This window comes from Cellulophaga sp. F20128 (genome assembly GCF_023015805.1).
Classification (GTDB): Bacteria; Bacteroidota; Bacteroidia; order Flavobacteriales; family Flavobacteriaceae; genus Cellulophaga.
The window spans coordinates 72,414-98,220 of record NZ_JALKBA010000001.1; the positions used below are offsets into that span (position 1 = coordinate 72,414).

The window sequence follows — 25,807 nt, forward strand, 5'->3', positions numbered from 1 at the left end:
ATACTGTTTTTTCAGGACCATTTTAAAACCGAAAATAAAATGGCAAAAATTACAGCCGCAGAAGTAAACAAACTAAGAAAAGCTACAGGTGCAGGAATGATGGACTGCAAAAATGCGTTAGTTGAAGCAGAGGGTGATTTTGACAAAGCAATCGATGTGCTTCGTAAGAAAGGACAAAAAGTTGCAGAAAAAAGAGCTGACCGTGATTCAAGTGAAGGTGCTGCTGTTGCAAAAGTTAATGCTTCTGAAACTAAAGGTGTAGCAATAGTACTAGGTTGCGAAACAGATTTTGTTGGAAAAAACGAAAACTTTTTAAACCTTGCAAGTCAGTTGGGTGAATTAGCCTTAAACTACAATACAAAAGAAGAATTTCTAGCTGCCGATTTTGGTGGTATGACTGTTACTGAAAAATTAGTGGAACAAACTGGTGTTATTGGTGAAAAATTAGACATTAACGCTTTTGAAACAGTAGAAGCTCCTTTTGTAGGTTCTTATGTTCACATTAATAAAATTGCTGCTTTGGTTGGTTTATCCTCTAAAGTAGATAATATTGAAGTTTTAGGAAAAGATGTTGCTATGCAAATAGCTTCTATGGGCGCAACAACTTTGTCCTACAAGGATTTTGATCCCGCTTTTATTGCTTCAGAAACTGAAGCTAGAATTGCCGTTATTGAAAAAGACAATATTGAATTGGAACGTCTAGGAAAAACCCTTAAAAATGTACCACAATACATTTCTATGGCACAGTTAACACCTGAGGTTATGGCAAAGGCAGAAGAAGATGCTAAAGCACAACTTAAAGCTGAAGGCAAGCCAGAACAAATTTGGGATAAAATTTTACCAGGAAAAATGGAACGTTTTGTTTCTGATAACACAACGCTAGACCAAGAGCAATGTCTATTAGACCAAAACTTTATTAAGGATGAAAAACTTAACGTTGAGAGTTATGTAACTTCATACGGCGACGTAAAAGTTGTTGCCTTTAAAAGAGTTTCTCTTGGATAAGAATTAAGAGCTTTGCCTCTAATTACTGAAAAGCCGTTTTCCTATTCGAAAACGGCTTTTTTTGTTTTACAGTTTTCGTTAACAAAATCTCATAATAAAATATAAGAGGTTCAATTGCATTCATTTTTTTGATTATTTTTGTTTCCTATATAAACAAGCGCACTATGCAATTCAAAAGAATACTTTTAAAACTCAGCGGAGAAGCCTTAATGGGTGAAAGACAATATGGAATTGACCCAATAAGATTGGCAGCCTATGCTCAGGAAATAAAAGAAGTTACGCAAAAAGGTATTCAGGTAGCTATTGTCATTGGTGGTGGTAATATTTTTAGAGGTGTTTCTGGAGCCAGCAACGGTATGGATCGTGTTCAAGGAGACCATATGGGGATGCTAGCCACAGTCATTAACGGATTAGCCCTACAGAGTGCTCTAGAAGACGCTGGCATTCAAACAAGATTACAAACTGCCATTAAAATAAATGAAGTAGCTGAGCCTTTTATCAGAAGAAAAGCCATGCGCCATTTAGAAAAAGGACGGGTTGTTATTTTTGGCGGAGGCACGGGAAATCCTTATTTCACAACAGATTCTGCCGCGGTATTACGCGCCATAGAAATAGAAGCTGATGTAATTTTAAAAGGAACTAGAGTTGATGGTATCTATACCTCAGATCCCGAAAAAGACGCTAATGCAACAAAGTTTGATAAAATTTCTTTCCAAGATGTACTCACCAAAGGATTAAAAGTAATGGATACCACTGCATTTACCTTAAGTCAGGAAAATGAATTGCCAATTATTGTTTTTGACATGAACACCCAAGGCAACTTATTAAAGTTAGTATCCGGTGAGAATATAGGAACAGAAGTAAATGTATAATAAGGTGCAGATTTTGATGTACCTAGTTTAAATACTATTAAAATGAACGAAGAAATTGATTTTATTTTAGACAGCACAAAAGAAAGTATGAATGGCTCCATAGACCATTTAGAAAAAGCATTTATAAAAATTAGAGCCGGTAAGGCCAGCCCAATAATGCTATCAAGTGTTATGGTAGATTACTACGGCTCCTCTACGCCACTTTCTCAAGTAGCCAATATTAATATTCCTGACGCTAGAACTATCGCTGTACAGCCATGGGAGAAAAACATGTTGCACGAAATTGAAAAAGCCATTATGAATGCAAATCTTGGTTTTAACCCGATGAACAATGGCGATTTCGTAATTATTAATGTCCCTCCTCTAACTGAAGAACGGAGAAGAGATTTGGTAAAACAAGCAAAATCCGAAGCTGAAGATGCTAAAATTGGAATTCGGAATGCAAGACAAGAAGCCAATAAAGAAATTCGAAATTCCGATGATGCCTCTGAAGATTTGAAAAAAAATGCCGAAGCATCCGTTCAAGAATTAACCAACAATTACACTAAAAAGATTGACACCCTACTCGCTTCTAAAGAAGTTGAAATAATGAAAGTCTAATTTAACTAAGTATGAAACTATACTACAGAGAAGATTTAGATAAGCTGCAAATCATAGATGACATTAAAAGTCAACGAAGAAATGCCAAAATCTTCTCTGCATTATTAATCTTAGTTCAATTCTAAACATTTATAATAATAGCTTAAACCATATAGGCTATTTCAACACAGCACTTCTTGTCTTACTCTTAGCTTCCGGATATTACTTAATCTTTAAAAAATCTTATCAAGAATATTATTTGATAAAAACTGTCATTGGTTTAAACAAGAGAAAAAATTTAGGCATTGAAAGCTATTCCTTTCTCTTAAAAAATGGAAAGCCACGGGATTTATCGCTTTCCAAATTAAAAAACACCCAAACGGAAGTAGAAGAATTTTACAAACAGTATGGAATTCCTATTCTTTACTAGCTCAATTTTATCATTTCCCATTTTTTAAACTTCATTTTTTGGGTACACTAACAATCATTCTTTACCTTTGCGCACTTATAATTACTTTTAATGGGTGCTAAGATAACGCAAGGTTTTTGGGCTAAAACTGCTCGGATAATTCTAAGAAATAGAATTCTAATTTTATTACTAATTACCGCTTTTACCATATTTTTAGCTTTGCAATGGAAAAACATGCGTTTTTCTAACTCAGAAGCCAACCTATTACCAGACCACCACCCCATAAACATTCAATACCAATCTTTTTTAAATTTATTTGGAGAAGAAGGCAATGTAATGGCTTTAGCCATTAAAGACAGCACCTTATTTACCCCAGCTAATTTTAACAGATGGAACAAATTAAGCAAACAACTGGAGGCTTTTCCAGAGGTTGATTTTGTACTTTCTACCGAAAATTTAAAAGAACTTGTTAAAGATGAAGACGGCCAAGAATTTATACTGCAAAATTTCATAAAAACTGCCCCTAGAACAGTTGCAGAAATAGACAGTTTAAAACATCATTTGTTTCAAAACATTCCATTCTATGAAAACCTTTTGTACAACAAAAAGACGGGGACTATTAGAACACTGGTTTACCTAGACAAAGACATTGTAAATACATCTGTACGGAAAGATTTTATCCTAAAAGATTTAAAACACCTCATTGACCAATTTGAAAAGGAAACCAAAATGGATGTACGCATTTCTGGAATGCCTTATATCCGAACTATGAATTCTCAGAATATTATTGATGAGATTCAAAAATTTATTTTGGCTGCCTTGGGAGTTACATCACTAATTTTCTTCTTCTTTTTCAGAAGTATTCGAGCCACTTTTATTTCTATGTGCGTTGTGATAATCGGCGTTATGTGGGCCTTTGGAATTCTTGGGTTGCTAGAGTATGAGATTACCGTATTAACGGCCTTAATTCCGCCACTAATTATTGTAATTGGGATTCCAAATTGTATTTTTCTTATCAATAAATACCAACAAGAGGTAAAAAACCATGGCAACAAAGCACTTTCACTGCAACGTGTTATCTCTAAAATCGGAAATGCTACTTTAATGACAAATGTCACCACAGCCTCTGGTTTTGCCACATTTATTATTACAGACAGTCAACTTTTAAAAGAATTTGGCATTGTTGCCTCTATGAATATTATTGGAATTTTTATTTTATCTCTTTTAATTATTCCTATTGTCTACAGCTTTTTACCCAAGCCACAAGACAAACATCTAAAACATTTGAACAAAAAATGGATTGATACTTTTGTAAATTGGATGGAAAATATTGTCCGGAAAAAGCGTATTTCTGTTTATATCGTATCCATACTTCTTTTAATCGTAAGCATTATAGGAATGTATCAAATTGATATTTCTGGCAGCCCCATTGAAGACATGCCCAAAAAAGCACAGTTTTTTAAAGACATTCGATTCTTTGAGCAAGAATTTGATGGTATAATGCCCGTAGAAATTGTCATTGACACCAAAAGAAAAAATGGTGTTCTAAAACCAGCCACCTTAAAACGAATGGATGAATTTGGGGGTATCATTGAAGAAATACCTGAACTATCTAAACCCATATCGGTGGTTAATTTGGTAAAGTACTCCAAACAAGCGTTTTACAATGGTATTCCAAAGTATTACCAATTGCCCACCTCACAAGAAAATACTTTTATCATGGATGTTGCTCGTAATTCTACAGGCAACGGGAATCTTTTAGAAAGTTTTGTTGACACCACCGGACAAACCGCACGGATGACCACATTTATGAAAGATGTGGATACAGAGCGAATGGAAGAAATTGAAATGAAACTTCAAGAAAACCTAGACAAAATTTTTCCAAAAGAACGCTATACGGCTTTCTTAACCGGCAAGGCTTTATTATTTCTTAAAGGCACCAAATACTTAGTAAACAATCTAGTGCTATCTCTGGCTTTGGCCATTGGTTTAATTGCTCTGTTTATGGCCTATTTGTTTCGCTCTTTTAGAATGATTATCATATCGCTAATCCCCAACCTATTACCATTGGTAATTACAGCTGGGGTAATGGGCTTCGCTGGAGTGCCTATAAAACCTTCGACAATTTTAGTATTTAGCATCGCCTTTGGAATTTCAGTGGATGACACAATTCACTTTCTGGCAAAATACAGGCAAGAATTGGTGGTGAACAGGTGGGCCATTAAGAAGTCTGTTTATGCTGCATTACGAGAAACAGGCGTAAGTATGTTTTATACCTCTATTGTATTGTTCTTTGGATTTTCGGTCTTTGTAATATCAAATTTTGGAGGAACAGTAGCCCTAGGAGCACTTGTATCCGCAACCTTACTATTTGCTATGCTAGCCAACCTAATCTTATTACCTTCGCTCTTGTTGTCTTTAGAAAGAAGTATTGCCAATAAAGAAGTTTTAAAGAAACCACAGATTGATATTTTACCTTTAGAAGAAGTAAAAATCAAGAAAAAAAATCAAATCCATAATCAAAACTAATTTTCACTGTGATAAAGACTTTACAAAAAGTTATCTTTATCCCTTAAAATAAGAAGTACATTTTAAAATGAATACATACAGCATCAAGGAATTACTTTCCGCCAAACACATTTTACAAGAAGTAACAACCAACGGTTGGGTTAAAACTTTTAGAAGCAATAGGTTTATCGCTTTAAATGATGGTTCTACAATTCACAACATTCAATGTGTTGTAGATTTTGAAAAACTAGACGAAGCAATTTTAAAGCAAGTCTCTTCTGGAGCTGCATTGCAAATAAAGGGAACCTTAGTTGAAAGCCAAGGAAAAGGACAAAATGTAGAAATACAGGTAACCGCTATAAAAATACATGGAGCTGCTGACCCAGAAACCTACCCCATTCAGCCCAAAAAGCATTCTCTAGAGTTTCTTAGAGAAAAAGCACATTTGCGGATTAGAACCAATACATTTTCTGCAGTAATGCGAATGCGTTCTGCGCTATCGTTTGCTGTACATCAATATTTTCAACAAAATGGATTCTACCACGTACACACGCCCATAGTAACAGGATCAGATGCTGAAGGAGCTGGAGAAATGTTTAGAGTATCTACCCTAGATCCTAAAAATCCACCGCTAAACGAAGACGGAACAATTAATTACCAAGAAGACTTTTTTGGAAAAGAAACCAACCTTACTGTCTCTGGACAATTAGAAGCTGAAACTTATGCCATGGGTCTAGGCAAAGTGTATACTTTTGGGCCCACTTTTAGAGCAGAAAATTCTAACACCTCTAGACATTTGGCAGAATTTTGGATGATTGAACCTGAAATGGCCTTCTTTGATTTGGATGCCAATATGGATTTGGCGGAAGATTTCATAAAAAGTGTGCTTTCTTATGTATTAGAAAACTGCAAAGATGATTTGGAGTTCTTAGAACAAAGGTTACTTGCCGAAGAAAAAGGAAAACCAGTTGCTGAACGCAGTGAGATGCCTTTGATTGAAAAAATAAAGTTTATTACAGAAAACAACTTTAAAAGGGTTAGCTACACAGAAGCCATAGACATTTTACGAAATAGCAAACCAAACAAAAAGAAGAAATTTAAATACCCTATCAATGAATGGGGAGCTGATTTACAGAGTGAACACGAACGTTTTCTTGTTGAAAAACATTTTAAATGTCCTGTGATATTGTTTGATTATCCAGCAAAAATTAAGGCGTTTTACATGCGATTAAATGAAGATGGAAAAACAGTAAGAGCAATGGATATTCTTTTCCCTGGAATTGGCGAAATTGTTGGTGGCTCACAAAGAGAAGAACGCCTCGATGTTCTTTTAGAAAAAATGAAGGCTTTAGACATTGACGAAAAAGAATTATGGTGGTATACCGATTTGCGTAAATACGGAAGTGCAGTACATAGCGGCTTTGGCCTTGGCTTTGAGCGCTTGGTACTTTTTGCAACCGGAATGGGGAATATTAGAGACGTTATCCCTTTCCCTAGGACCCCACAAAATGCTGAATTTTAATCTGAAATCTTTAAATTTATAGTCACAAGAATTAACCGCAATGCTTAAACAACATTTACAATTTAAGTTATCTCAAAAGTTGTCTCCACAGCAGATACAGCTTATGAAGTTAATTCAGTTGCCTACCCAAGCTTTTGAACAACGCTTAAAGCAGGAACTTGAAGAAAACCCGGCTTTAGAAAGTGGCAAGGAAGAAGTTGAAAATGCTGATGACGAATTTGATGATGTTTACGATAATGATACAGACAACGACACCATTGAAGCAGAAGACATCAATATAGATGAATATTTATCTGATGATGAAATCCCCGATTATCGTACACAAGCCAACAACTACAGTGCTGACGATGATGAAAAAAGCATCCCATATGCTTCTGGCACATCATTTAATCAATATTTAATGGCACAGTTAAATACGGTTTATTTAGATGATAACGACTGGGCAATAGCCGAATTTTTAATTGGCAGTATTGATGAAAGTGGGTATATCCGTAGACCTCTTGCAGACATTTTGGATGATCTTGCATTTACACAAAATGTTTACGCAGAAGAAAAAGACATAACTAAAGTATTAAAACTGGTTCAAGAACTAGATCCACCTGGAGTTGCCGCACGTTCTTTAGAGGAATGTCTTATCATTCAATTATCCAGAAAGGACCAAACCCCAGCTGTAGAACTTGCTGTTCTTATTTTACAAAAGTCTTTTGATCAGTTTACCAAAAAGCACTATAAAAAATTAATACAAAAATACAATATAACAGAAGAGCAGCTCAAAGGTGCTATTTCTGAAATTGAAAAATTAAACCCTAAGCCCGGCGGATCTTATGCCGGAAATACGAGAATCATAGAACATATAGTTCCTGATTTTTCTATTAAAATTGCGGAAGGTGAATTGGAATTAACACTAAATGGTAGAAATGCTCCTGAACTTCATATCTCCAGACAGTACAATAATATGCTTGAAGGATATAAGAACTCCAAGACAAAATCCAAATCACAAAAAGACACCGTGTTTTTTATCAAGCAAAAGTTAGACTCAGCCAAGTGGTTTATAGACGCCATTAAACAAAGACAGCAGACATTGTTTATTACTATGGACGCCATCATGAAATACCAAGAGGAGTATTTTCTAACGGGAGACGAGCGCAAACTGCGTCCTATGATCCTTAAAGACATTGCCGACACCATTCATATGGACGTTTCCACAGTTTCTAGGGTTGCCAATAGTAAATATGTAGATACCCCGTACGGCACCAAATTAATTAAGGAATATTTCTCTGAATCTATGAAAAACGAACAGGGAGAAGATGTTTCTACAAAAGAAATAAAAAAAATACTGGAGACTGTTATCGCTGAGGAAACCAAAAGAAAACCATTAACAGATGATAAATTAGCAGCCATCCTAAAAGATAAAGGATATCCTATTGCCCGAAGAACGGTAGCCAAATACAGGGAGCAACTCAACATTCCTGTTGCCAGGTTAAGAAAAGAGATTTAATGAAGAACTTTTTTAAAATAGTTTCATCCATTTTTCACCCTTTATTTACACCCATTCTTGGGGTGCTATGCTATTTTAAAATCACACCCAAATACTACACTCTAAATGTATTGAGTGGAAATATTCTTCCTATTTTTATACTTACGGTTATTGTCCCTATTGTATGCTTTTTAATATTGCGTAATATTGGACTAGTTACCTCTTATGACCTACCTACAATCAAAGAAAGAAAGTATCCTTATTACATTAACTTAGCGCTTTTGCTTATGGTTGTTTATAAGGTAATACCCAACAATTATACAGAAGAACTCTTCTTTTTCTTTCTAGGATTACTAACGGCAACCTTTAGTTCTGCAGTACTATTATTTTTTAAGTTTAAGAGTAGTATGCATTTAATGGGAATGGGCACTTTGGTTATGTTCCTCATAAACCTAAGCATCCATTTTGAAATAAACATTATTTTTGCTATTGCTATAGGCATTTTAAGCACAGGTCTTGTTGCTTCCGCGCGACTATACCTAAAAGCACACACAACAGCAGAAATCATCATAGGCTTCCTTATAGGAGCTATATCACAGTTAATAACCATTAAGTATTGGTTATAAGATATAGAAAATAAAACCTATTCTTAGCGGCTTTATATTAATCGATTCCCCCGCCACAGTTTCAGTCGTATTTATCAGATTATTTAATCCATAATAAATATGTACATTCCAAGTATTGTAGCCCATATTAAATTGTAACCCATATCTAAATTTGGAAATATCGGTATTGTAAAAGGATTCTCTTTTGTCATTGGAGACAAATTTAGACCTACTTGCAAAAGCGTAGCCCAACTTAACCCCTCCATATATTCTTAAAAATTTATAATTGGTAGGTGTAGACATACGCCAACGAAATTCAATAGGCAATTCTACGATATGGGTTTCAATTTTACTTCTTTGAAAACTCACATCATTTGCAAGAAAAGCATAGGTGATATCATCATTACTCTTAGTGGCAATTAAGTTTGAATAGTAGGAATTCACCGCATACCCCAATCCCAATCCTATAGCAACTGTTCTTTTATCATTAATAGGCATATCCTTTATAAAGCCCAACTGCAAACCATAGGGTAAGTTTCTCTGCGTCATATTAGAGAGTTTATCCCTAAAGGTATTGTAGGTGACCCCAATATAAAATTGATCTTCTAAATAAGTGCTATCTACGGCAACATTCTGAGAAAATGAATTGCATACCGCAAAACAAAGAAAGACAAAAACATATTTTTTAAACATAATGGAGCTTCTTAAAACGAATGAAATAAAAAACGCTTCAAATAGTTTCCTACTTGAAGCGCCTTAAAATAGTCTAACTATCTAAATTATTTTAAATTATCAAAGGCATCACCCTCGTACGTAGTATAATTTACCTTTAATGCATTTACTTTTCTTAACTGCTCTTTAATATCCATAACAATACCCATATTAGCATTCTTATCGATTTTTAATGAAGTAGTTACTGCATTTTGTATTTCCTGTGGTTTTTTAGCAATTTCTTCTAAAACGTAATCTCCAACCTCAGATACATTTGCAAATTTATCATTTAACTGAATTTTTGCTTCTGTACCATATAATCGTTGATACTTTTCAGTAGGCTGACCCACAAAAATATAAACAATTCTATCCTTTTTCTCTAGTTTCTTAGTTTCAGAAGCTTTTGGCAATTCATTAGCTACCAATGGTTCGCTATCCTTCATTACCGTTACTGTCATAAAGAAAAACAATAGCATAAACACAATATCCGGAAGAGAAGCCGTAGAAACTGGAGGCAATTCTCCATCTTTTTTCTTTTTAAATTTTGACATAACTCTTTGTGTTAATTTTTATTAGTTTCTGCTTCAGATAACTTCATTGGAAAAAGATCTTGAATTTGTTTAATTCTAACCTTTAATTTTTCCTTTACTTCATCTGATGTTTCTTGGTTACTATATTCTGCATCCATTTCTGTAAACGACATATTATAACCCAAACGTTTTGCTTCTCTGTTACGCAATTCATTATACGCAGCAACAAGCTCATTTTGTACAGTTACATAAACAGAATATTTAGTTTTACGATCATTCTTTAAAGAAATAATAGCTTTCACTGGGTCATCTGAAGACTCAGGATCTCTTTCTCCTTTACAGTAATCACAATAGTTAGGACTTCCTTGAGGAGCGCCTCCATTATCTAAAAAAGCAATTGCTTTTGCTTTTAATTCTGTCAATGGAGTTAATTCTTCCTCTACTAATAATTGTCCGTCTTCACTAACCTGAACCTCAAAAATATTCTTCTGTTTAATTAAAACTTGTTCTTCTAGCTCTTCCAATGGCGGTAACATACGATCTAAACCTGCATCTGTTTCTATAGTAGTAGTTACTAAGAAAAAGATAAGGAGTAAGAATGCAATGTCTGCCATTGAGCCAGCATTTACTTCTGGTGCTCCACCTCTTCTTGCCATAATTTTAGTTTTTATTTACCGATTAGTTTTTTAACACTAGGTACAACCATTAAAATGACCGCAATAGCTGCTAATATTAAAAAGGTATAAATACCTGTTCCAATCTTTTTAACAGTACTTGTTGTTGCATCCATATCTGTTAAGAACTCAGGATCTAAATCATCACCATTTGATAAAAAGTATGAAATTGCTACCACAAGTAAAAAACCAAGGATTGAAAACAACGTCTTTTTAAGGCTATCTGGTGTAGAAAACAAGTTTTTCAATGTAAAAAACAATGCTACTACTACTGCAATACCTATTAAAACAAATGTAATAAAGAACATAGAGTTCATTGCTCCGCTATCTGCCGCTTGTGCTGCAACTTCAGGGATTGTAAAATCTCCTGATGGTAAGAAATACCATAAAGCCGCCGACACAAGGCCTATAATAATCAAAGCTATTTTTACTATTTTTTGCATAATGCTTTTGTATTTTAAAGGTCCGACTTATTTTTTGTGATCTACCAACATATCAATCAATGAGATTGAAGAATCTTCCATATCATTTACAATACTATCGATTTTTGCAATAATATAATTATAAAAAATTTGAAGAATAATGGCGACAACAAGACCAAATACAGTTGTTAATAAAGCTACTTGAATATCCCCTGCAATCAATGATGCACTTAGGTTACCAACAGCTGCAATTTTCTGGAAGGCCTGAATCATCCCGATTACAGTTCCCATAAATCCTAGCATTGGTGCAATAGCGATAAACAAAGACAACCAAGAAACATTTTTCTCTAATTGACCCATTTGAACACCACCATAAGCAACTACCGCTTTTTCAGCAGATTCTATACTTTCTCCAGATCTATCTAAACCTTGATAAAATATTGACGCTACAGGTCCTTTTGTGTTTCTACATACTTCTTTTGCAGCTTCTATACCACCTGATGCTAAAGCGTCTTCTACTTTTTGCTTTAACTTAGTAGTATTAGTGCTTGCCATATTCAAGTATATAATTCTTTCTATTGCTACTGCAAGGCCAAGAATTAAACATAAAAGCACAATTCCCATAAATGCAGGACCACCTGTTATAAATTGCTCTTTTAAAACTTGAACAAAACCTCTAGGGGCTTCTGCTGCTGCTGCATCTTGTATAAGAGTAGCTGCATTTACTGTATTTGTACTAAAAACAAACAACCCAGCTACGGCTAGGATAGAAGATAATCTTTTCATTTTCAAAACTTAATTTAGTTAGTTAATAGGGTTAAAGATATAAAAAAAATGTTTAAATAAAATTAAAACTTATCTGCAGAGAGGAAGGGATTCGAACCCTCGATACACTTTTGATGTATACACACTTTCCAGGCGTGCGCCTTCGACCACTCGGCCACCTCTCTATTCATAAGTTTTCCGAGGTCCAAATAACAAAAAAAATATTAGTTACAGAAATTATATATGTTATTTTTCTTGCATTTCTCCACGCAGGGGTGTTTCAAAAAGTGTTTTAAACAGTTTTGGCGATACTCCTGTACCTAATAAATACATAAGTTTAGTCACTGCAGCTTCAGTTGTAATATCCTTGCCGTTAATGATTTGTAAGTGCTGTAACTCCTCACTCGTTTCATATTGACCTAGCAAAACACTCCCTCCAGAACACTGTGTTACATTCACAATATATAATCCACTATCTATCGCTTTTTTAAGGCTATTTAACAACCATTCATCGGTTGGAGCATTGCCCGCACCATAAGTTTCCAAAACTAACCCCTTAAGATTAGGAATATTTAGAACACTATTAAGGACATTTTGGTTTAAACCGGGGAATAATTTTAAGATCACAACATTATCATCTAGCAATTTATGAGCTTTAAATTGTTTCTCTTTTTTTACTTTCTTTAAATACTCCTTATTTATTTTTAAATGGACACCAGATTCTGCCAATTCCGGGTAATTTAGGGAAGCAAATGCCTCGAAATGTTCTGCATTAACTTTTGTTGTTCTATTGCCTCGGTATAATTTATATTCAAAATACAAACACACCTCTTGGATCACTGCAGTATTTTCTTCTCTTAGAGCAGCAATTTGTATGGAAGTTATTAAATTTTCCTTGGCGTCTGTACGAAGGTCTCCAATAGGTAATTGTGACCCTGTTAAAACAACAGGTTTCCCTAAATTCTCTAACATATAACTTAGGGCAGCTGCTGTATAACTCATAGTATCACTCCCATGTAGCACAACAAAGCCATCATAATGAGTGTAGTGTTCTTCTATTATATTTGTGATTGCGACCCAATGGGAAGGATTCATATTGGAAGAATCTATGGGCTTATCAAAAGAAATACTATCTATGGTGCAAGCCAACTGCGTAAGCTCTGGGATCCTTTTCATAAGATTATTAAAGTTAAAAGCTTTAAGAGCTCCCGACTCATAATCTTTGATCATACCTATTGTACCGCCTGTATATATCAGTAATATCTTCGTTTTTACACCCATCTGATTGTAATTGCTTTAAACCCCGAAGACATCTTTAGAGTTCTGAGTTGTAATTTCCGCTATTTCTTTGAGTTCTTTCTTATAGAGCTGTGCTATTTTTTCTGCTATGGTAACAATATAAGCACTTTCGTTTCTTTTACCCCTATACGGTGTAGGTGCCAAATAGGGTGAATCAGTTTCCAAAACGATATGCTTTAGATCTATTTCATTTAAAAAAGTATCAATTTTACCATTTTTAAAAGTAACAACCCCTCCAATTCCTAACTTCATATTGTAAGAAATAGCCTGTTTCGCCTGTTTTAAGGTTCCTGTAAAACAATGAAAAATACCATACAAATCCGCGCTTTTCTCGGACTCTAAAACTTCAAAAATTTCATCAAAAGCATCTCTACAATGAATTACTATGGGTAACTTATACTCTTTTGCCAGTTGTATTTGGTGTCTAAATGCTTCTTGCTGTTCTTTTAAAAAGGTTTTATCCCAATACAAATCGATTCCTATTTCGCCAATAGCATAAAACTGCCGTTTGGCTAACATTTCCTCAACATGGCTGAGCTCTTCAAGATAGTCTTTATTTACATGGGTAGGATGCAAACCCATCATTAAGAATACATTTTCCGGATGGGCTGCTTCTAATTTAAGCATAGCATTGGTATAGCTAGAGTCAATGGCAGGTATAAAAAAGCGGCCAACTCCTTTTGCAATGGCATCCTTAATAGCTACCTCTCTGTCATCATCAAAAGCCTCGCTATATAAATGAGTATGTGTATCTGTCAATATCATACCACAAAAATAAAAAAGTCCACTACAACCAACTAGTATATAGCCTTCTATTTTGGGGCGTCAGAATTTTTTGGGTAACAATTTTTAGATGTGATTGATATAAAGATGTAACGGCAAAAGTTAGCTCTTACAAATGAAAACAATAATTTAAAAATTAGAACGTATGAAAAAAGTTATTTTAATTATCGCAACAGTAGCCTTCACATTATGTAATGTCCACGCTACAACAGAAAAGAAAACCGTTAGCCCATTAAATGAAGTGGAAAAAATCAACACAGCCGATATCGTTGTCATTTATGATTGGTCTGTTAAAACAAACAAGGGATATTATTCCGGGACTTCACCAAGTGCAGTCAATGCCGCTTCAATGATTCGTCTGGCTAGCTCTGGAGAAGTTATTCTTGAAAAAAAGATAGAAAGTTACCATATGCTCAAAACTGATGTTGTCAACAACAACAAACGCATCTTTTTTTGGGAAGTAACATCGACCAATGGGTATGCCAAAGGATTCTCCACCTCTGAAAGCGATGCACAAAAAACAATGAAACTAATAGCATCTGGAGAGATAATCACTTCTAAAATTATCATAAGTGGCATTAACAAATAAGCAATCAATAAAAACAAAAGCCGCACCTCATAGCTAATCCCTTTGATGTGCGGCTTTCTTATTACAAGAAGTTCACCCTTCTATCCCACAAAGTCCCTTTTATAGTGCACCGAGAAGCATTTGTTTTTTCATTGTCGTATTTTTACCCTTTTGGAAAACACAACACTATGAAAGACACTTCGCTTACCAAATTTCTAGCTAAGAAAAACTACACAAAAATAAAGCTAAAGCTCACCAAAACAAATCACTTTGAAATCAAGGGAAAAATAAATGGAATCTCTGGCAAGTTTATTTTAGATACCGGCGCTTCCAACACTTGTGTTGGTATTGATAAAGTAGATTTTTTTAAGCTTACGTCTAAAGCATCTGAGGTAAAGGCCGCTGGGGCTGGGGCTACGGATATGGAGACTCAAATTTCTACAAAAAACACTATAAAAATTGGAGCTTGGAAATACAAAAAGCTAAGCATTGTTGTTTTTGATTTAACGCACGTTAACCAAGCACTATTAAACCATAATGCCTTACCGGTTGATGGAATTATTGGCGCCGACATCCTTAAAAAAACCAAGGCCATAATTGATTACAAAAAAAAATGCGTATACTTTAAAGACTAATACCAACTACACCCATTTTTCTGGCTATGCACCGATGATTTAAGGTTGCCTACCTTTATAGTAAGACTTTTGTGGCCTAAACCCCACAACAATGACTAACTTAAAACTAGCATTCTACCCTAGCTTAATTATATTCTTCTTATTAACTACCAGCTGTTCTAAGGACGACCAAAATTACTACCAAGTCGAAGATCTCATTCTCCAAGAAAAAATAATTTCTCTCTATGGCAGTCTAGATGCGCTACAACTACCACAAGAAAACGACCTTAGCAATATACCGGCTGATCCAAAAAACCCATTAACACCTGCAAAAGTAGCGTTGGGAAAATTTCTATTTCACGAAACAGGCCTTGCCCTTAATCCATTAAAAGAAATGGGAAGAAACACTTACTCTTGTGCCAGTTGCCACCATGCAGCGGCGGGATTCCAAAGCGGCAATTTACAAGGTATAGGTGAAGGCGGTTTTGGATTTGGAATTAAAGGAGAAACAAGACACATGTCTATAGCCTACCTTAAAGAAGACCTAGACGTACAACCATTAAAATCTCCAAGTATTCTAAACACTGCCTATCAAAAAATTATGCTTTGGAATGGCCAATTTGGTGGTACAGCCGAAAACCAAGGTACTGAAGACCATTGGACAACCAACACTCCTAAGGAAAAAAATACACTTGGTTTTGAAGGATTAGAAACACAAGCAATTGCCGGTTTAGATGTACACCGACTGTTAATAGATGTAGAATTTTTAGAAAACAATGGCTACAAACCATTATTTGACAAAGCGTTTCCCAACATAGTAGAAGAAAAAAGATACTCTACCATTAATGCAGGATTAGCCATTGCAGCCTACGAAAGAACAGTGCTTGCCAACAAAGCTCCTTTTCAAGAATGGTTAAAAGGTGATGCAAATGCTTTATCTGCAACAGAAATAAGAGGTGCCAATTTATTTTTTGGGAAAGGAGCATGTTTTACTTGTCATTCTGGACCAGGATTAAACAAAACTGGTTTTTATGCCATAGGAATGAATGATCTAGACCCGAATAGTTCTCATATTGCTATTGATGAAGCAACTAAAAAAGGGAGAGGTGGTTTTACCGGTAAAGAAATTGACAATTATAAATTTAAAATTCCGTCTTTATACAATTTAAAATATATAACCAACTTTGGTCACGGCGGAAGCTTTGGAAGTATAAAAGCGGTAATAAATTATAAGAATAAGGCTATTGCTGAAAACACCACGGTACCAAAAGATCAATTATCAGCACATTTTATCCCCTTAAATCTTACCCCCAACGAGGTAAATGATTTAACTTCCTTTGTTGAAAATTCCTTGTACGACAACAACCTAGACAGATATACTCCCGAGCAATTACCATCTGGAAATTGTTTTCCTAACGCTGATAGCGAATCCAAGACCGATATGGATTGCAACTAGCTAAACAAACATAAAAAAAGGGCTAAAGTTTAACTTCAGCCCTTTTTTATAGTAACACAATATTAAAATTACATTTCTAATGCTTTTTTAACATCATTATTCATTAATAATTCTTCAGGATTTTCCAATGCTTCCTTAACAGCTACCAAGAAACCTACAGATTCTTTACCATCTATAATTCTGTGATCGTAGGACAAAGCAACATACATAATAGGAGCAATTACTACTTCACCATTTTTAGCTATTGGTCGCTCTACAATATTATGCATTCCTAAAATTGCACTCTGTGGTGGATTAATAATTGGCGTAGACAACATAGATCCAAAAACACCCCCATTGGTAATGGTAAATGTTCCACCCGTCATTTCATCCACGGTAATCTCTCCTTCACGTGCTCTAATTGCCAAACGTTTTACCTCCGCTTCTATTCCTCTAAAAGTCAAGTTTTCTGCATTTCTAATTACAGGAACCATTAAGCCTTTAGGTCCAGAAACAGCAATACTAATATCTGCAAAATCGTAAGCTATCATTTCTTTACCATCTATCATAGCATTAACAGAAGGATACATTTCCAAGGCTCGCACTATTGCTCTAGTAAAGAAAGACATAAAACCCAATCCAACACCGTGCTTGGTTTTAAAATCTTCTTTGTATTGATTACGCAAAGCGAATATAGGCGACATATCTACCTCGTTAAAAGTAGTAAGCATAGCCGTCTCATTCTTAGCAGACACTAAGCGTTCTGCTACCTTACGGCGCAACATTGAAAGTTTAGACCGTGTTTCTCCTCTATTACCGCCTGTAGTTGGTGTACCCATTGAAGGAACTCCTTTTACGGCATCTTCTTTAGTTATTCGACCATCTTTACCCGTTCCTTGTATAGAAGAGGCATCCATACCCTTTTCACTTAATATTTTTTTTGCTGCAGGAGAGGCTGTACCTGTGGCATACGTCTTAGTCGACGTTACTGCCTTAGGTGCTTCTACTTTTGGCGCAGCTGTTTCTTTTTCTTCCTTTTTAGGAGCTTCAGATTTTCCTTCTGGTTTTGCAGCAGAGGTATCTATTAAACAAACTACGGCTCCAACTGCAACCGCATCACCTTCTTCAGCCTTTAAGGTAATAATTCCACTTTCTTCTGCCGGAAGCTCCAAAGTAGCCTTATCTGAATCTACCTCAGCAATAGCTTGATCTTTCTCAACATAATCTCCGTCTTGTACTAGCCATTCTGCTATTTCCACTTCGGTTATTGACTCCCCTGGTGAAGGGACTTTCATTTCTAAAATCATCCTGCTTTATTTGATGTGTTATTGTATTTATCTTTTTGTCATATTGTCTTTGGTTTTATCAAAGACATAATCTATTACTTGCTGATGCCTACGCTTAGAACGAACGGCACTACCTGCAGCTGGCGAGGCATAAAAACGCCTAGATGCTACTCTAAACTTATTTGCATTTACATAATGCATCATAATATGGCTCCAAGCACCCATATTTCTTGGCTCTTCTTGTGCCCATACTACATCTGCTGCATTGGTATACTTCCCTATTATTTCAGTCATTTTACTTGATGGCAGTGGAAATAATTGCTCCACTCTTACCAAGGCAACATCTTCTCTATTTTGCTCCTCTTTTACGGCTAGTAAATCATAATAAAATTTACCCGTACAAAAAACCAAGGACTTAATTTTAGAAACATCCGCCGTAGTATCATCCAATACCTCTTGAAAGGACCCATTCGCAAACTCTTCTACTGTAGAAACAGCTTTTGGGTGTCTTAATAAACTCTTTGGTGTAAATATAATTAATGGTTTTCTATAATTCACTTTCATTTGCCTACGTAAGATATGAAACATCTGCGCAGGTGTAGATACATCGGCAATAAACATATTATCTCGAGCACATAGTTGCAAGTATCTTTCCATACGAGCAGACGAATGCTCTGCTCCCTGACCTTCATAGCCATGAGGCAACAGCATCACGAGCCCATTTTGCAACTTCCACTTATCTTCGGCAGCAGAAATATACTGATCTAACATTATTTGAGCCCCATTGCTAAAATCACCAAATTGAGCTTCCCAAATCGTTAAAGTTGTTGGACAAGCCATAGCATACCCATAATCGAACCCAACCACACCATATTCTGATAAAAGGGAGTTGTAAATTTGGAATTCACCTTGCTCTTTAGACAGGTGATTCAACAAAATTACCTCCTCTTCACTCTCCTCAACTTTCATAACCGCATGCCGGTGAGAAAAAGTACCTCTTTCTACATCTTGTCCAGACATTCGCACTCCAAAACCTTCGTGCAACAGGGTACCATAAGCGAGTAATTCCCCCATAGCCCAATCTAGCTTATCGGTTTCAAAGAACATATTTTTACGATCCCGAACCAACTTTTCAACCTTCCGTAAAAACTTCTTATCCGAAGGAAGTTCGGTAATTACCTTGGCTATTTCCGTAAGCTTCTTTTTATCAAAAGAAGTATCTACAGTCTCCATCATCTCCCATTCTCTAACTGATGTGAATCCGCTCCACTCATCAGCCATAAAAGGTGTTATAATTGTTTTATCTTCTTTTCTAGAGTCTTCTAACTCCTCTTCCAAAGAGGCCTTATATTCATCTTCTAATTTTTTAACAAAGTCTTTTTCAATAACCCCTTCAGATAGCAATTTTTCTGCATAAAGATCTCTAGAATTGCTGTGCTTGGATATTGCTTTGTATAATTTTGGTTGTGTAAAACGAGGTTCATCACCTTCGTTATGTCCATACTTTCTATAGCCTAACAAATCTAAAAACACATCTCTTTTAAAACGCATTCTATACTCTAAAGCAAACAAAGATGCATGTACCACCGCCTCCGCATCATCTGCGTTAACGTGCAAAACCGGACTCAAGGTAACCTTTCCTACATCTGTACAATAGGTAGAAGACCTTGCATCCAAATAGTTTGTTGTAAATCCAATTTGATTGTTGACAACAATATGAATGGTTCCGTTGGTTTTGTACCCATCTAAATTTGCCATCTGTACCACCTCATACACTATACCCTGACCAGCTATGGCAGCATCTCCGTGTACAACTATGGGCAATACTTTTGAAAAATCATCTGGAAAGTGCGTATCTTGTTTTGCTCTTGCAATCCCTTCAACAACCGCACCTACTGTTTCTAAATGCGATGGATTAGGAGCAATGTTCATTTTTATCTTACTCCCATTTCTAGCCTTCCGCTCTGAGGTCCACCCCAGGTGATATTTTACATCACCATCAAAAATTTCTTGCTCATAATCCTTGCCGTCAAACTCACTAAAAATATCTTTCGCTGCTTTTCCAAAAATATTGGTAAGCACATTAAGTCTCCCACGGTGAGCCATACCCATTACAAACTCCTCTACACCCATTTCTGCTGCTCTTTCTACTACGGCATCCAAAGCAGGTATTAAAGACTCATTTCCTTCAATTGAAAAACGTTTTTGCCCAACATATTTCGTATGCAAAAAGCTTTCAAAAGAAACGGCTTGATTTAATTTTTTAAGAATATGTTTTTTCCTGTCAGGAGAAAATTTAGGATGGTTATCATTTACATTCAACCAGTTTTGTATCCACTCTACTCGTTCTGGTTTACGAATGTACATATACTCTACCCCTATGGCATCGCAATAGATGTCTGTTAAGTGTTTTATTATATCGCGCAGTGACACTGAACCAAGACCTAGGATTTCACCAGCGGTGAAAGTTATATCCAAATCTGACTCTAACAATCCGAAATTCTCTAACTCAAGTGTTGGAATGTATTTTCTTCTTTCGCGAACAGGATTTGTTCTGGTAAACAAATGGCCCCTGCTTCTATAGCCGTCAATTAACTTAATTACCTTAAATTCTTTCTGCAACGACTGAGGCATTGCAGCTGTGCCCGCTACTCCATTTTCAGAAAACGCCTCCAATGCAGTTTCCTGCCCAAAGTCGAATCCTTGAAAAAAAGCACGCCAACTAGGCTCTACACTATCTGGGCTAATTAAGTATTTATCATATAAGGTCGCAAAAAATGATGTATGCGCTGCGTTTAAAAACGAATATTTATCCATTGAAATTCTTCTCTGTCTTTTGAACAAAATTAAGCCAAAAATACAACATTTAGTATTTATAAGCATATCTTAGTCTGTAATATTCACAAAAAATTAAGACAATGAAAAGAAAACGACCTACATTTTCAACATTATTGGTTTTTAGCTTCTTACTTATCAGTTTTACGCATGCAACCATTTCTGCACAGTCGCAGAATACCTCGAGTGATTTTTGGAACAATGTTCGTTTTGGCGGTGGATTTGGGTTGGGCTTTGGCAATAATACTTTTAATGCCGCACTTTCTCCCAACGCCATTTATCAAGTGAATGACCAATTTGCTATAGGTGCCGGATTAAATTTCAACTATTCTAAATTCCGGGATTCTAAATTGATTGCCTACGGAGCTAGTGCCTTAACCTATTACAACATTATCCCTGCCATTCAACTTTCGGCCGAATTTGAACAATTGCGTATCAATAGAAAATTTGAATTTGACGGCGCCAATATTGAAGACAATTATTGGAATCCGGCCTTATTCCTAGGCCTAGGTTACACCAGCAGAAACATTACAGTTGGGGTACGTTATGATGTGCTTTACAGCGAAGGAAAAAGCATCTATTCAGACGCATTTATGCCCTTTGTGAGAGTGTATTTTTAATCTACAATCTCCATTTTCTTTAACAGGAAAGACGCATTCATATTTTTGCAGACACCAGCTTTAAACTTATAGTCAAAATGCAATTCATTGTCTATAATTTCCGCATCAAAATAATGATTCTCTATTTCTGGGAGTTCTTTGGCGGCTTCACACAAACTAAGGTCATGAGTTGCAATAATACCGGTAGATTTAGATGCGACTAATTTTTCAACAAACTTGCGTGAGCCAATTGCCTTATCCGTACTATTGGTGCCTTTCAAAATTTCATCAAGGACAATAAAATAGCGATCATTTTGTATTTCGTCTACAATGAATTTTAGACGTTTTAATTCAGAGAAAAAATAAGATTCATCATCTGTAAGCGAATCTGTTGTTCGCATACTCGTTATAAGTTTTATGGGCGAATACTCTACTGATGACGCACAAACTGGCAAACCAACATTGGCCAATACAATTTGCAAAGAAACTGTACGCAAAAAGGTACTTTTCCCAGCCATATTTGCTCCCGTAACTATAAAAAACTGTTCTTTGTCTATGGTAATATCATTAGCGATACACTTCGTTGGGTCTAACAAGGGATGCGCCACATTAATTCCTTTTAAAACCATGGCGTCTTTATTTAGTATTGGAAACACGTAGTTAGGGTGATTAAAAGTAAAATTACCTAAGCTATTGTAAGCATCAAAAAAAGCAATTACACCAAACCATTCTTCAACCGATGCCCCATTGGCTGCTATCCACGCTTCTATTTTGTATGCTTGCTTGATATCCCACAGTAAAAAACCATTGCCTAGAAAACCAAAAATCATATTGTTCCTCTGGTCTAAGGCTCCCAGGATTCTAGAAAATTCGTGCAAAATCTCCGATGTTTTTTTCCCTTCCTGAACAATTTTACTTTTCTTTTCTTTTAATAATTCTGACGAAAAGTCTTGGTTTTCTATTTCTACAATTAACTTTTGATATTGCTGAAAAACCGACTGCACCTTGCTTGTGTCCGAAGCCAATTTACTAACCTTCTTAAAATACAGACCAGATAGGAGCAAGCCCAAAACAAACCAACCACCAATTACCAAACCAGGGACTAATCCTAAAAAGTAAAACAAAAATAATAACCCTGTCACCACTGAAAAAACAGTAGGCACATGCTGCATAGCTTTTGGCATAAATGCCTTGTATTGCTGCAACCAATGCACAATGTTTTTATACGGTATTTCAGCTTTAACCAGGGTGGCAATAGCAGCAAACTCTTGTCTCCATTTGGGTTTTTCTGCCAACTCTTTTATTGCTTCTTGTTTGAGCAAGATGTTGTCAATCTTATTCTCTGTAAATTTTTCCGCCAAGGTTTCACTGCCCCGATCCAAGGCCGTTCTATTGCAATATTGATAAAAAGATCCTTTACCAAAAAGGTCTATATCTTGACTGTAAAAATGTGTTGGATTGCTAAACTCCTTACCATCGGGCAAATGATGAAATTTGCGATGTAATACATCAATTTCTATCTCATTAATCTTAATAAGTGCCAAAAACTTATGATACTTGAATTGTAAATCTGAATGCCGGGATACTAGAAAAATAAACAATACAATGGCTAGTAAAACAATAGCGATGATAATTTTAGCATTGCCCATAAAGGCATATATACCAATAGCAGCTCCTACAAACACCAATAGCCTCACTAGGCTAGATGCTTGTAATTGTGATTTTACTTTTTCAGATTCCTCTTGATGACTTGAAATATTATTGGTATAAAAAGCAAGGAGTTTCTCCATCTGTAGCACTGTGTTTATATTTTTTTAAAAGCTGTAAAGATATTGGTTATTAGGACAAACTTGCCAATTCTTCCTTTAGTTTTTTAGGTAGCCCGGCCACGACAAGCTGGTAAGAGTCGTCTACCAATTCTTTAATAAATTCTGGAGAGAGGTTTTCAAGAAACACGGTATTCCAATGTTTCTTACTCATGTGGTATCCTGGAATAATTTGACCATCGTAGGTTTCACGCAATTCAAGACAACGCTCAGGATCACATTTTAAATTGGTTTGCAGCGGCAATTTATTTAAGCCAACCAAGGCAAACATTTTGCCCATCACTTTAAACACCAAAGTATGTGCATCAAAAGGAAAAGCTTCCGTAACTCCTTTTTTAGCGATACAATAATCTCTGTATTCCTCTATATTCATAACTTCACCAAAATCTAGATTCCAGATGAATCATAAACAATGACCTTCTCCCATAGGGGTGCGGCCGTTTCCACAAACTTTTCATGTGCTTCTTCAACCTGGTATTTGGTTTGGTCTTCTGCAGATGCAAAGGACACCAACAAACTGAAGGTAAATGAACCATCTACCACATCTCTGGAAGCCTGTGGAGGTGTTCCTATAAAATTGGTTTTAGCGTATTTGGAGGACTTTAAAAAAGTACTTAAAGCAGCAACAAACAAATCCCGATCTTCTTTTTTATTTGGATTTTTTAACCAAAAAAACACGGTGTGTACAAATGTTTTATCAAATTCTGTCTTCCCTACTTCCATATCTATTGTTATTGTTTATTTATATCTTCTTTTATTTGTTTTGCTTCTTTTTTGTTTTCCACCTGAAGCGCTGAGTAATCCAGTGTCCAGCCAATGGTTTCTACCAATGTCTCTATCAACAACACCGCTTCCATAGCTTCTTTTCGGGCCGTATCCATCAGACCACTAAGGGGTATTTTTTCTAAGATGTGATTCTTAGCTTCGGCATTTACATTGGTTAAATCTTCTGGTGAAAAAGAATTAAACAATCCATTTTTTATATCGTAAAACTGTAAGTCGGGCGAAATGGAAAGCACTTCTGGTTCTGGAAAATTAGTCAGTATAATTTTCTTTTTACCTTCATCAGCATTTAAAAAAATCTTTTTTAAATCGTATCCAATTTGCACCTTGGCGTTAATGATGACCAAGGCCTTCTTTTTACTACTTACCAAACTCATAAAATGTTCTTTGGTATTTTGATATTGATACACCTCTGCAAAATCGCCTTCAACAGCTATTAACTTACAAACTCTTTTTATTTTTTCTAATAATACGGTAGATTGATGTTGTGTAATTTCCTTTTTCTGTTTTGTTCTAAAAAAGGATACCACCCAATTCATTAAAATTGCACCTAAAATTAACCCTAAAAAAACTTCAAAAATACTATCCATTACCTATTTCTCCTAAATGTGTGTACTTAAACCCTTTGTCATATTTTAATCCGTAGCCAAATACTCTATCTAGCGCAGCATGTGAAAATAAGATGACACCGACCAATTGGAACAAGGGAATTTCGAGAAATACACCTACCAGATAAAATACGATTGCCACGCCTTTATGATGGAGTATATTATACAAAAAAGCACCAACCTTAGCATTGAACAAATAGCCTAACATTCCAATATCTGGGGCTAAAATTAGCAATAAAAACCACCACCAAGGGTATAAAAGCAAACTAAAAAGGTAGATTCCTAGCCCAAACATCGCCAATTCTTCAAGCTTTAAAATTGTTTTCATTTACTCTTCTACTTTATATAAAACAGGTCTACTTGGACTTGCATCGTTTTCAAAAGGAGCTACCTGAAGGTTTAATAAATAAGTACCATCAGCAATGGTATTATTCACATAAATAAGCTCGGTAATTGTAGCGTTTTCTCTTATTTTTCCTTTGAAATTCCAAAACGCTCGATGTGCTACTAAGGCCCCTTCATCTTTCTCTCTGTCTAAAGAAGGCAAATCTATTAACAAGTGCTCTACTTCTCTTTCCTTTAAGAATTCTGCTCCTTCTTCTAGTAAATAAGGAGGGTTTGTATGTGAATATTGCCTTGACATCTTATCCGATAAATTAGGAAGGGTCCGTATAACAACCGCCTCTCGCTTTTTATTACCCAAGGCATATTGTAGTTGCTTTTTAGAAATCACAAAATCATCACCTAGTTTTTCAGGTGCTATTGTAATTACCTCAGCCAAAAAGAAAAATTGTTGCAATTTCTGATTTACAGACATAAATTCTTCGGTAATATGACCGGCACATTCTGTATGTGTCCCATGGGCATGTGGGTTAAAACAGATATCGTTAAAATTTATGGAAGCCCCTTCTCGTACGGCACCTATAAAACCATCTTCGGTATGTGCTGTGATAACAGGTGGATCTACATACCACACATTCACATTAGTATTATCACCCCTCAGTGGCATTGAGATATCTAATGGTTTGGTTAAATTGGTTTTATAATTCCTAGACCTAACTTTTATAATTGCCTTCATTAATTGTATTGCTT

26 protein-coding genes and 1 tRNA gene are annotated in these 25,807 nt (G+C 35.6%); 11 read left to right on the plus strand and 16 right to left on the minus strand.

The window, feature by feature from the left end; genetic code table 11:
- Nucleotides 1–39 precede the first annotated feature (39 nt).
- From tsf to MWU65_RS00335, 7 genes are all read left to right on the plus strand, one after another.
- Nucleotides 40–1,005 carry a translation elongation factor Ts gene (gene tsf, locus MWU65_RS00305; RefSeq protein WP_247074638.1) on the plus strand — a complete coding sequence of 322 codons (966 nt, stop codon included), beginning with the start codon at nucleotides 40–42 and terminating at the stop codon, nucleotides 1,003–1,005.
- Between the two features lie 164 nt (nucleotides 1,006–1,169).
- Nucleotides 1,170–1,877: a UMP kinase gene (gene pyrH, locus MWU65_RS00310; RefSeq protein ID WP_247074640.1), complete on the plus strand. Its 708-nt coding sequence runs from the start codon at nucleotides 1,170–1,172 to the stop codon at nucleotides 1,875–1,877.
- 42 nt (nucleotides 1,878–1,919) lie between these two features.
- Nucleotides 1,920–2,477, plus strand: a complete 558-nt coding sequence (frr, locus tag MWU65_RS00315) for a ribosome recycling factor (RefSeq protein WP_247074642.1) — start codon at nucleotides 1,920–1,922, stop codon at nucleotides 2,475–2,477.
- 499 nt (nucleotides 2,478–2,976) lie between these two features.
- The gene (locus MWU65_RS00320) at nucleotides 2,977–5,394 is read left to right on the plus strand and encodes an efflux RND transporter permease subunit (RefSeq protein ID WP_247074643.1); all 2,418 of its coding nucleotides are present in this window, start codon (nucleotides 2,977–2,979) and stop codon (nucleotides 5,392–5,394) included.
- A gap of 67 nt (nucleotides 5,395–5,461) precedes the next feature.
- Nucleotides 5,462–6,895 carry an asparagine--tRNA ligase gene (gene asnS / locus MWU65_RS00325; RefSeq protein ID WP_247074648.1) on the plus strand — a complete coding sequence of 478 codons (1,434 nt, stop codon included), beginning with the start codon at nucleotides 5,462–5,464 and terminating at the stop codon, nucleotides 6,893–6,895.
- Nucleotides 6,896–6,935: 40 nt separating this feature from the next.
- The gene (gene rpoN, locus MWU65_RS00330) at nucleotides 6,936–8,393 is read left to right on the plus strand and encodes an RNA polymerase factor sigma-54 (RefSeq protein WP_247074651.1); all 1,458 of its coding nucleotides are present in this window, start codon (nucleotides 6,936–6,938) and stop codon (nucleotides 8,391–8,393) included.
- Complete coding sequence (locus tag MWU65_RS00335) at nucleotides 8,393–8,998, plus strand: hypothetical protein (RefSeq protein ID WP_247074653.1); 606 nt, start codon at nucleotides 8,393–8,395, stop codon at nucleotides 8,996–8,998. Before rpoN ends, MWU65_RS00335 begins: the two co-directional genes overlap by 1 nt.
- Here the strand turns inward: MWU65_RS00335 and MWU65_RS00340 are convergent.
- From MWU65_RS00340 to MWU65_RS00375, 8 genes are all read right to left on the minus strand, one after another.
- Nucleotides 8,993–9,670: a porin family protein gene (locus tag MWU65_RS00340; protein ID WP_247074655.1), complete on the minus strand. Its 678-nt coding sequence runs from the start codon at nucleotides 9,668–9,670 to the stop codon at nucleotides 8,993–8,995. The two genes, MWU65_RS00335 and MWU65_RS00340, sit on opposite strands and share 6 nt — an antisense overlap.
- A gap of 86 nt (nucleotides 9,671–9,756) precedes the next feature.
- Nucleotides 9,757–10,239, minus strand: a complete 483-nt coding sequence (locus MWU65_RS00345) for a biopolymer transporter ExbD (protein WP_247074657.1) — start codon at nucleotides 10,237–10,239, stop codon at nucleotides 9,757–9,759.
- An 11-nt stretch (nucleotides 10,240–10,250) separates the two neighbouring features.
- Nucleotides 10,251–10,874 (minus strand): biopolymer transporter ExbD, encoded by a 624-nt coding sequence (locus MWU65_RS00350; protein ID WP_247074659.1) that lies wholly within the window; start codon nucleotides 10,872–10,874, stop codon nucleotides 10,251–10,253.
- A gap of 11 nt (nucleotides 10,875–10,885) precedes the next feature.
- Nucleotides 10,886–11,335 (minus strand): hypothetical protein, encoded by a 450-nt coding sequence (locus MWU65_RS00355; RefSeq protein ID WP_247074662.1) that lies wholly within the window; start codon nucleotides 11,333–11,335, stop codon nucleotides 10,886–10,888.
- Nucleotides 11,336–11,362: 27 nt separating this feature from the next.
- The gene (locus MWU65_RS00360) at nucleotides 11,363–12,100 is read right to left on the minus strand and encodes a MotA/TolQ/ExbB proton channel family protein (RefSeq protein ID WP_247074664.1); all 738 of its coding nucleotides are present in this window, start codon (nucleotides 12,098–12,100) and stop codon (nucleotides 11,363–11,365) included.
- Between the two features lie 76 nt (nucleotides 12,101–12,176).
- Nucleotides 12,177–12,264, minus strand: a tRNA-Ser gene (locus MWU65_RS00365).
- Between the two features lie 61 nt (nucleotides 12,265–12,325).
- On the minus strand, nucleotides 12,326–13,360 hold the full coding sequence (locus MWU65_RS00370; RefSeq protein ID WP_247074666.1) for an asparaginase: 1,035 nt from the start codon (nucleotides 13,358–13,360) through the stop codon (nucleotides 12,326–12,328).
- Between the two features lie 15 nt (nucleotides 13,361–13,375).
- Nucleotides 13,376–14,143: a TatD family hydrolase gene (locus tag MWU65_RS00375; protein ID WP_247074667.1), complete on the minus strand. Its 768-nt coding sequence runs from the start codon at nucleotides 14,141–14,143 to the stop codon at nucleotides 13,376–13,378.
- Between the two features lie 163 nt (nucleotides 14,144–14,306).
- On the opposite strand from MWU65_RS00375, the gene MWU65_RS00380 reads away from it, so the two are divergent.
- The 3 genes from MWU65_RS00380 to MWU65_RS00390 all read left to right on the plus strand — a co-directional run bounded on the left by MWU65_RS00380 (nucleotide 14,307) and on the right by MWU65_RS00390 (nucleotide 16,799).
- On the plus strand, nucleotides 14,307–14,750 hold the full coding sequence (locus tag MWU65_RS00380; RefSeq protein ID WP_247074669.1) for a hypothetical protein: 444 nt from the start codon (nucleotides 14,307–14,309) through the stop codon (nucleotides 14,748–14,750).
- Between the two features lie 167 nt (nucleotides 14,751–14,917).
- On the plus strand, nucleotides 14,918–15,364 hold the full coding sequence (locus MWU65_RS00385) for a retropepsin-like aspartic protease (protein ID WP_247074670.1): 447 nt from the start codon (nucleotides 14,918–14,920) through the stop codon (nucleotides 15,362–15,364).
- A gap of 91 nt (nucleotides 15,365–15,455) precedes the next feature.
- A complete protein-coding gene (locus MWU65_RS00390) occupies nucleotides 15,456–16,799 on the plus strand; it encodes a cytochrome c peroxidase (protein WP_247074672.1) in 1,344 nt (447 codons plus the stop codon).
- 68 nt (nucleotides 16,800–16,867) lie between these two features.
- Here MWU65_RS00390 and odhB read toward each other — a convergent pair whose 3' ends face one another.
- Together odhB and MWU65_RS00400 are read right to left on the minus strand one after the other, a co-directional pair.
- Nucleotides 16,868–18,085, minus strand: a complete 1,218-nt coding sequence (gene odhB, locus MWU65_RS00395) for a 2-oxoglutarate dehydrogenase complex dihydrolipoyllysine-residue succinyltransferase (RefSeq protein WP_247074675.1) — start codon at nucleotides 18,083–18,085, stop codon at nucleotides 16,868–16,870.
- A gap of 27 nt (nucleotides 18,086–18,112) precedes the next feature.
- The gene (locus MWU65_RS00400; RefSeq protein WP_247074677.1) at nucleotides 18,113–20,881 is read right to left on the minus strand and encodes a 2-oxoglutarate dehydrogenase E1 component; all 2,769 of its coding nucleotides are present in this window, start codon (nucleotides 20,879–20,881) and stop codon (nucleotides 18,113–18,115) included.
- 101 nt (nucleotides 20,882–20,982) lie between these two features.
- Here MWU65_RS00400 and MWU65_RS00405 point away from each other — a divergent pair, with 101 nt between their 5' ends.
- Nucleotides 20,983–21,519: an alpha-ketoglutarate decarboxylase gene (locus tag MWU65_RS00405; RefSeq protein WP_247074679.1), complete on the plus strand. Its 537-nt coding sequence runs from the start codon at nucleotides 20,983–20,985 to the stop codon at nucleotides 21,517–21,519.
- On the opposite strand, the gene MWU65_RS00410 is transcribed toward MWU65_RS00405, so the two are convergent.
- From MWU65_RS00410 to MWU65_RS00435, 6 genes are read right to left on the minus strand one after another with little or no spacing between them, the layout of a single operon-like run.
- Complete coding sequence (locus MWU65_RS00410; protein ID WP_247074681.1) at nucleotides 21,516–23,288, minus strand: DNA mismatch repair protein MutS; 1,773 nt, start codon at nucleotides 23,286–23,288, stop codon at nucleotides 21,516–21,518. The two genes, MWU65_RS00405 and MWU65_RS00410, sit on opposite strands and share 4 nt — an antisense overlap.
- 49 nt (nucleotides 23,289–23,337) lie before the next feature.
- The gene (locus tag MWU65_RS00415) at nucleotides 23,338–23,697 is read right to left on the minus strand and encodes an MmcQ/YjbR family DNA-binding protein (protein ID WP_247074682.1); all 360 of its coding nucleotides are present in this window, start codon (nucleotides 23,695–23,697) and stop codon (nucleotides 23,338–23,340) included.
- 14 nt (nucleotides 23,698–23,711) lie between these two features.
- A complete protein-coding gene (locus MWU65_RS00420) occupies nucleotides 23,712–24,047 on the minus strand; it encodes a Dabb family protein (protein WP_247074683.1) in 336 nt (111 codons plus the stop codon).
- Between the two features lie 8 nt (nucleotides 24,048–24,055).
- A complete protein-coding gene (locus MWU65_RS00425; RefSeq protein ID WP_247074684.1) occupies nucleotides 24,056–24,697 on the minus strand; it encodes a DUF4230 domain-containing protein in 642 nt (213 codons plus the stop codon).
- On the minus strand, nucleotides 24,690–25,043 hold the full coding sequence (locus tag MWU65_RS00430) for a DUF4260 domain-containing protein (RefSeq protein ID WP_247074689.1): 354 nt from the start codon (nucleotides 25,041–25,043) through the stop codon (nucleotides 24,690–24,692). Before MWU65_RS00430 ends, MWU65_RS00425 begins: the two co-directional genes overlap by 8 nt.
- On the minus strand, nucleotides 25,044–25,793 hold the full coding sequence (locus tag MWU65_RS00435; protein WP_247074691.1) for a cyclase family protein: 750 nt from the start codon (nucleotides 25,791–25,793) through the stop codon (nucleotides 25,044–25,046).
- Between the last annotated feature and the right edge of the window lie 14 nt (nucleotides 25,794–25,807).

Coding starts and splice junctions, on each gene's coding strand:
- asnS (WP_247074648.1), top strand. CDS start 5,462: ATGAATACATACAGCATCAAGGAATTACTTTCCGCCAAACACATTTTA.
- MWU65_RS00400 (WP_247074677.1), bottom strand. CDS start 20,881: ATGGATAAATATTCGTTTTTAAACGCAGCGCATACATCATTTTTTGCG.
- MWU65_RS00425 (WP_247074684.1), bottom strand. CDS start 24,697: ATGGATAGTATTTTTGAAGTTTTTTTAGGGTTAATTTTAGGTGCAATT.
- pyrH (WP_247074640.1), top strand. CDS start 1,170: ATGCAATTCAAAAGAATACTTTTAAAACTCAGCGGAGAAGCCTTAATG.
- MWU65_RS00415 (WP_247074682.1), bottom strand. CDS start 23,697: ATGAATATAGAGGAATACAGAGATTATTGTATCGCTAAAAAAGGAGTT.
- MWU65_RS00375 (WP_247074667.1), bottom strand. CDS start 14,143: ATGATATTGACAGATACACATACTCATTTATATAGCGAGGCTTTTGAT.
- MWU65_RS00385 (WP_247074670.1), top strand. CDS start 14,918: ATGAAAGACACTTCGCTTACCAAATTTCTAGCTAAGAAAAACTACACA.
- MWU65_RS00390 (WP_247074672.1), top strand. CDS start 15,456: ATGACTAACTTAAAACTAGCATTCTACCCTAGCTTAATTATATTCTTC.
- MWU65_RS00410 (WP_247074681.1), bottom strand. CDS start 23,288: ATGGAGAAACTCCTTGCTTTTTATACCAATAATATTTCAAGTCATCAA.
- rpoN (WP_247074651.1), top strand. CDS start 6,936: ATGCTTAAACAACATTTACAATTTAAGTTATCTCAAAAGTTGTCTCCA.
- MWU65_RS00350 (WP_247074659.1), bottom strand. CDS start 10,874: ATGGCAAGAAGAGGTGGAGCACCAGAAGTAAATGCTGGCTCAATGGCA.
- tsf (WP_247074638.1), top strand. CDS start 40: ATGGCAAAAATTACAGCCGCAGAAGTAAACAAACTAAGAAAAGCTACA.
- MWU65_RS00355 (WP_247074662.1), bottom strand. CDS start 11,335: ATGCAAAAAATAGTAAAAATAGCTTTGATTATTATAGGCCTTGTGTCG.
- odhB (WP_247074675.1), bottom strand. CDS start 18,085: ATGATTTTAGAAATGAAAGTCCCTTCACCAGGGGAGTCAATAACCGAA.
- MWU65_RS00335 (WP_247074653.1), top strand. CDS start 8,393: ATGAAGAACTTTTTTAAAATAGTTTCATCCATTTTTCACCCTTTATTT.
- MWU65_RS00360 (WP_247074664.1), bottom strand. CDS start 12,100: ATGAAAAGATTATCTTCTATCCTAGCCGTAGCTGGGTTGTTTGTTTTT.
- MWU65_RS00430 (WP_247074689.1), bottom strand. CDS start 25,043: ATGAAAACAATTTTAAAGCTTGAAGAATTGGCGATGTTTGGGCTAGGA.
- MWU65_RS00380 (WP_247074669.1), top strand. CDS start 14,307: ATGAAAAAAGTTATTTTAATTATCGCAACAGTAGCCTTCACATTATGT.
- MWU65_RS00405 (WP_247074679.1), top strand. CDS start 20,983: ATGAAAAGAAAACGACCTACATTTTCAACATTATTGGTTTTTAGCTTC.
- MWU65_RS00435 (WP_247074691.1), bottom strand. CDS start 25,793: ATGAAGGCAATTATAAAAGTTAGGTCTAGGAATTATAAAACCAATTTA.
- MWU65_RS00320 (WP_247074643.1), top strand. CDS start 2,977: ATGGGTGCTAAGATAACGCAAGGTTTTTGGGCTAAAACTGCTCGGATA.
- MWU65_RS00340 (WP_247074655.1), bottom strand. CDS start 9,670: ATGTTTAAAAAATATGTTTTTGTCTTTCTTTGTTTTGCGGTATGCAAT.
- MWU65_RS00345 (WP_247074657.1), bottom strand. CDS start 10,239: ATGTCAAAATTTAAAAAGAAAAAAGATGGAGAATTGCCTCCAGTTTCT.
- MWU65_RS00370 (WP_247074666.1), bottom strand. CDS start 13,360: ATGGGTGTAAAAACGAAGATATTACTGATATATACAGGCGGTACAATA.
- frr (WP_247074642.1), top strand. CDS start 1,920: ATGAACGAAGAAATTGATTTTATTTTAGACAGCACAAAAGAAAGTATG.
- MWU65_RS00420 (WP_247074683.1), bottom strand. CDS start 24,047: ATGGAAGTAGGGAAGACAGAATTTGATAAAACATTTGTACACACCGTG.